General features: G+C 70.5%; 6 protein-coding genes. All 6 read right to left on the reverse strand.

The genetic code is table 11. The features are described 5' to 3' along the window. Positions 1–408, reverse strand: a 408-nt coding sequence (locus VFE05_06480) for an SDR family NAD(P)-dependent oxidoreductase (protein HET6229712.1), incomplete at its 3' end; no start/stop codon positions are given. A 2-nt stretch (positions 409–410) separates the two neighbouring features. Beyond that, positions 411–1,361, reverse strand: a complete 951-nt coding sequence (fabD, locus tag VFE05_06485; protein HET6229713.1) for an ACP S-malonyltransferase — start codon at positions 1,359–1,361, stop codon at positions 411–413. Further along, positions 1,358–2,359 (reverse strand): beta-ketoacyl-ACP synthase III, encoded by a 1,002-nt coding sequence (locus VFE05_06490; protein HET6229714.1) that lies wholly within the window; start codon positions 2,357–2,359, stop codon positions 1,358–1,360. Before VFE05_06490 ends, fabD begins: the two co-directional genes overlap by 4 nt. Then, positions 2,356–3,354: a phosphate acyltransferase PlsX gene (plsX, locus tag VFE05_06495; protein HET6229715.1), complete on the reverse strand. Its 999-nt coding sequence runs from the start codon at positions 3,352–3,354 to the stop codon at positions 2,356–2,358. The genes VFE05_06490 and plsX overlap by 4 nt, the downstream gene beginning before the upstream one ends. Before the next feature lie 16 nt (positions 3,355–3,370). Further along, entirely contained in the window at positions 3,371–3,553 is a 183-nt protein-coding gene (gene rpmF, locus VFE05_06500) for a 50S ribosomal protein L32 (protein HET6229716.1), read from the reverse strand. A 31-nt stretch (positions 3,554–3,584) separates the two neighbouring features. Continuing rightward, entirely contained in the window at positions 3,585–4,037 is a 453-nt protein-coding gene (locus tag VFE05_06505; protein HET6229717.1) for a DUF177 domain-containing protein, read from the reverse strand. Positions 4,038–4,509: the final 472 nt, after the last annotated feature.

The following is a 4,509-nucleotide window of genomic DNA, read 5'->3' on the forward strand; positions in this document are numbered from 1 at the left end:
GTTGATCACGCGGCCGCTGCGGCGCTTCATCATCCCGCGGGTCGCCGCACGGATGGTGTTGAAGGCGCCGCGCAGGTTGGTGTCCAGCACCTCGGTCCAGTCGTCGTCCTTGATGCGCATGAGCACGTTGTCGCGGGTGACGCCGGCGTTGTTCACCAGTACGTCCAGCCCGCCCATCTCGTCCTCCACGCGCTTGACCAGCTCGTTGACCGCGGCCGCGTCGGCCACGTCGCAGGCGTACCCGCGGTGCCCCTCGCCCGTTAGCCCGTCCGCCGCCGCCTGCGCCCGCGCGCCGTCGCGGGCGACCACGGCCACCTTCGCGCCCGCGCTCGCAAGCTCCTGCGCGATCGCCAGGCCGATGCCGCGCGACCCGCCGGTGACCAGCGCCACCTGTCCGCTCAGCTCCACGTCTACCCCCCCGCCTGTAGGAAAGCCTCGACGGCGTCCGCCGTCCCGAGCACCGTCCCCCGCCCTTCCGCCGCCTTGTCGATGCGCTTGAGCATGCCGGTGAGCACCTTGCCGGGCCCGACCTCCAGGAAGCGCGTCGCCCCCAGCTGCAGCATGGTCCGGACCGAAGCCGTCCACTGCACCGGCGACGTGAGCTGTTCGATCAGAAGCCGCTTCGCCTCCGCCCCGTCGGTCACCGGATGCGCGGTGACGTTGGAGACGACGGCGAACGCCGGGTCGCGCATCTCCGCCGCGTCGAGCTGCGCCTCCAGCCCGCCCTCGGCGACCTGCATCAGCGGCGAGTGGAAGGCGCCGGAGACGTTGAGCCCGGTGACCTTCTTGGCGCCGGCCGAGACGAGGAGGGCGCTGGCGCGCTCCACCGCCGCGACGTCGCCGGAGATGACTACCTGTCCGGGCGAGTTGAAGTTGGCGGGCACGACCACGCCGTCGCCGCCGCTGGCCTCGCGGCACACGCCCTCGATCACGTCGTCGTCCAGCCCCAGCACCGCGGCCATCGTGCCCGGACGCGCGCGGCCGGACTCCAGCATCAGCTCGCCGCGGCGGCGCACGGCGCGAACCGCGTCCGCGAAGCCGAGCGCGCCCGCGGCGTGGTACGCGCTGAACTCGCCCAGCGAGTGCCCGGCGGCGGCGACGACGTCCATCTGCGCCCCCGAGATGAGCTTCCAGACCACGGCGCTGTGGACGAGGAGCGCGGGCTGCGCGTTCACCGTCAGCGTCAGCTCGTCTTCCGGCCCCTCCCAGCAGAGCTTGGACAGCGCGAACCCCAGCGCGTCGTCCGCCTCCTGGTACATCTCGCGTGCGGCGGGGAACCGCTCCGCCAGGTCCCTGCCCATCCCCACCGACTGCGAGCCCTGGCCGGGGAAGAGCAGGCCGATGCGTTCGCCGCCGCTCACAGGCGCACCACGTTGGCGGCCCACGTGAAGCCCGCGCCGAACGCCGCCATCAGCACCAGCGAGCCCGGGCCGCAGCGCCCCTGCTCCTGCGCCTCGTCGAGCGCGACGGGGATGGAGGCGGAGCTCATATTGCCGTAGCGGTCCACGTTCACGAACACCTTTTCCATGGGGATCCGCGCGTACTTGGCCGTCGCCTCGATGATGCGCATGTTCGCCTGGTGCGGCACCATCAGGTCGATCTCGTTGGCCGTGACGCCCGCGCGCTGGAGCGCCGTCTCGGCGGCCTCGCACATGGAGCGCACGGCGGACTTGAAGACCTCGGGCCCTGCCATCTTCACGAAGTGGCTGCGCTCGTCCAGCACGGAGATATCGAGCGGGAAGCGCGTGCCGCCGCCCGGCCGGTAGAGCAGCTCGGCCAGGGTGCCGTCGGACTTCATGAAGCTGGAGAGGATGCCGCTGCCGTCGCCGTTGCCCGGCTGCACCACCGCCGCGCCGCTGCCGTCGCCGAAGAGCACGCAGGTGGCCCGGTCGGTCCAGTCCACGATGGACGACATCTTCTCGGTCGCGACTACGAGGACGTTCTTGGCGTGGCCGGCGGAGATGTGGCCCTCGGCCATGGACAGGCCGTAGAGGAAGCCCGAGCACGCGGTGGCGAAGTCGTACGCGCCGGCGTTCGAGGCGCCCAGCAGCGCCTGGAGGTCGCAGGCGGTGGACGGGAGCAGGCGGTCGGGCGTGGCGGTGGACAGGAGGATCATGTCCAGGTCCGCGGCCTCGAGCCCGGCGCGCTCCAGCGCGATGCGCGATGCCCCGGCGGCCATGTCGGCGGCGCCCGTCTCGCGGTCGGCGATGCGGCGCTCGCGGATGCCCGTGCGCGTGCGGATCCACTCGTCGTTGGTCTCGACCAGCGTCTCCAGCTCGGCGTTCGTCATCACCCGCGGGGGGGAGAAGCGGCCGGTGGAGGCCACGCGCGCGCGGGCGGGGGTCTGCGTCTGGTTCATTGCGCTTCCGAAGTCTCCGCCGGGCGGGCGAGCTCGCGCGCCATGTGCGCGACGAGGCCCCGCTCCGCAGCGTGCACCGCGAGCCGGATGGCGTTGCGGATGGCGCGGGGCGGCGAGCCGCCGTGGCAGATGATGGTGATGCCGTTCACGCCCAGGAGCGGGGCGCCGCCGGATTCGGTGTAGTCGAGGGTGCGGACCACGCGCTCCATCCCCGCCTCCTTGCCGGCCAGGTCCAGCTCGGTGCGCATGAGGTGGATGATGAAGCCGGCGATGGACTCGTAGAACTTGAGCAGCACGTTGCCCACGAACCCGTCGCACACCAGCACGTCGCACCTGCCGCTGATGATGTCGCGGCCCTCCACGTTGCCCACGAAGTCGATGCCGGGCGTCGAGGCCAGCAGCTGGTACGTCTCCACCGAGCGCTCGTCGCCCTTCTCGGGCTCCTCGCCGATGTTGAGCAGCCCCACGCGCGGCACGTCCACCTCCAGCGCGTCCTGTGCGTAGATGGTGCCCAGCCGCGCGAACTGCTGCAGGTGCTGCGGGCGCGTGTCCACGTTCGCGCCGGAGTCGACCACGATCGTGCGCCCCTCGGCGGTTGGGAACACGGTCCCGATGGCGGGCCGGTCCACCCCGGGGAGGGGACGGAGGATGAAGAGCGAGCCGGCCATCACCGCGCCGGTGCTGCCGGCGCTGATGAACGCGTCGGCCTCGCCCCGCTTGTGCAGGCCCAGGCCGACCACGATGGACGAGTCCTGCTTGCGCCGGATGGCCTGCGCGGGCGCCTCGCCCATCTCGATCACCTGCGAGGCGTGCACGACCTCCACGCGCTCGCGCGGCACGTCCGGGTAACGGGCGAGCTCGGCCTCTATGGCCTCGCGGTCGCCCACCAGGACGACCGTGAAGTCGCCGTCCAGCTCACGCAAAGCTCCGACCGCGCCCTCGACCTCGACGGCCGGGGCACGGTCGGAGCCCATCGCGTCCAGCGCGATCCGCATATGTACGGGCCTGGTGCTAGAACTCTTCCACTTCGATCCGCTGCACGCCGCGGTAATGCCCGCAGTTCGAGCAGACACGGTGCTGGAGCTGCGGGTCGCCGCAGCGCGGGCAGTTCTGGAACGTGGGCATCTCGGCCTTCACGTGGGTGCGGCGCTTGCGCTGGCGCTGCTTGGACTGGCGTCTCTTGGGTACGGCCATGTGAGCCCCCTTAGGCTTGGCGTGCTGTGGTTCAGTCGGTCTTGAGCTTCTTCAACGCGTCCCAGGGGCTCGGAGCCGGCTCGGAAACGCAGTCGCACGCGCCCTGGTTCAGGTCGGTGCCGCAGTGGGCGCACAGCCCCTTGCAGTCTTCCCTGCAGAGCACGAACTGGGGTACGTGCAGCAGAAGCTGCTCCCGCACGGCGGCCGTCAGGTCCAGCTCGGTGCCGCGCTCGGGAAGAGGGTAAACCTCTCCGTCTGCCTCGTCCTCCTCCCCCCCGGCCAGAGGCTCGAAGAGCAGGTCCACGTTCTCGTCGATCTCGTGCTCCACCTCTTCGAGGCAGCGGCGGCACTCCAGGCGCACCGTGGTGCGCAGCGAGCCGCGGACCAGGATGCCCTCGCCCACCGAGCTGGCGCGGAAGTCCACGTGGAGGGGCTTGGCCAGCGTGACGCCGGACCCTGCCCACATGGGATCGTCGGGCTGCACTTCCTCCCGGATCCGTACTTCTCCGCGGTCCACCGCCGCAAGCGTGAGATTCAACATAAACGCCAAACGTAAGGGAAAACCCGCGTGGTGTCAAGCAAAGGGCCGGGTTTTCCCGAACGGGCCCGCAGCTTCCGCGCCCCTGCCGGCCACAGGCTTCCGGCGGGGAGAAGAAGCGGGCCGTTTGCGCCGCCTGAGAGTATCCGGCCGGCGGCCTGTGCGTCCGCGAACGGCGGGTTGATCGGGTTGCATCCGCGCACATCCGCTGCGGTTAGCTGGGCGACGGCTTCGTGCAGTGCTCCTGGTCGGATGACATCTCGCGATGGGGCTTGCGCCCCCTCCCGCTCGCTTAGGGCTTGTAAATTAATAACCAGTGCAATTCAGAGGTTTGAGTCCGGCTGGATCGTATAGTTCCACTCACCGTGGAAGGCGTCGCGTTCAAGTCGGATGCTGGCCATCTGTTCGTCTGTCACGG

The sequence above is a fragment of the Longimicrobiaceae bacterium genome, from assembly GCA_035696245.1.
Taxonomy (GTDB): Bacteria; Gemmatimonadota; Gemmatimonadetes; order Longimicrobiales; family Longimicrobiaceae; genus DASRQW01.

Coding starts and splice junctions, on each gene's coding strand:
- VFE05_06490 (HET6229714.1), bottom strand. CDS start 2,359: ATGAACCAGACGCAGACCCCCGCCCGCGCGCGCGTGGCCTCCACCGGC.
- plsX (HET6229715.1), bottom strand. CDS start 3,354: ATGCGGATCGCGCTGGACGCGATGGGCTCCGACCGTGCCCCGGCCGTC.
- rpmF (HET6229716.1), bottom strand. CDS start 3,553: ATGGCCGTACCCAAGAGACGCCAGTCCAAGCAGCGCCAGCGCAAGCGC.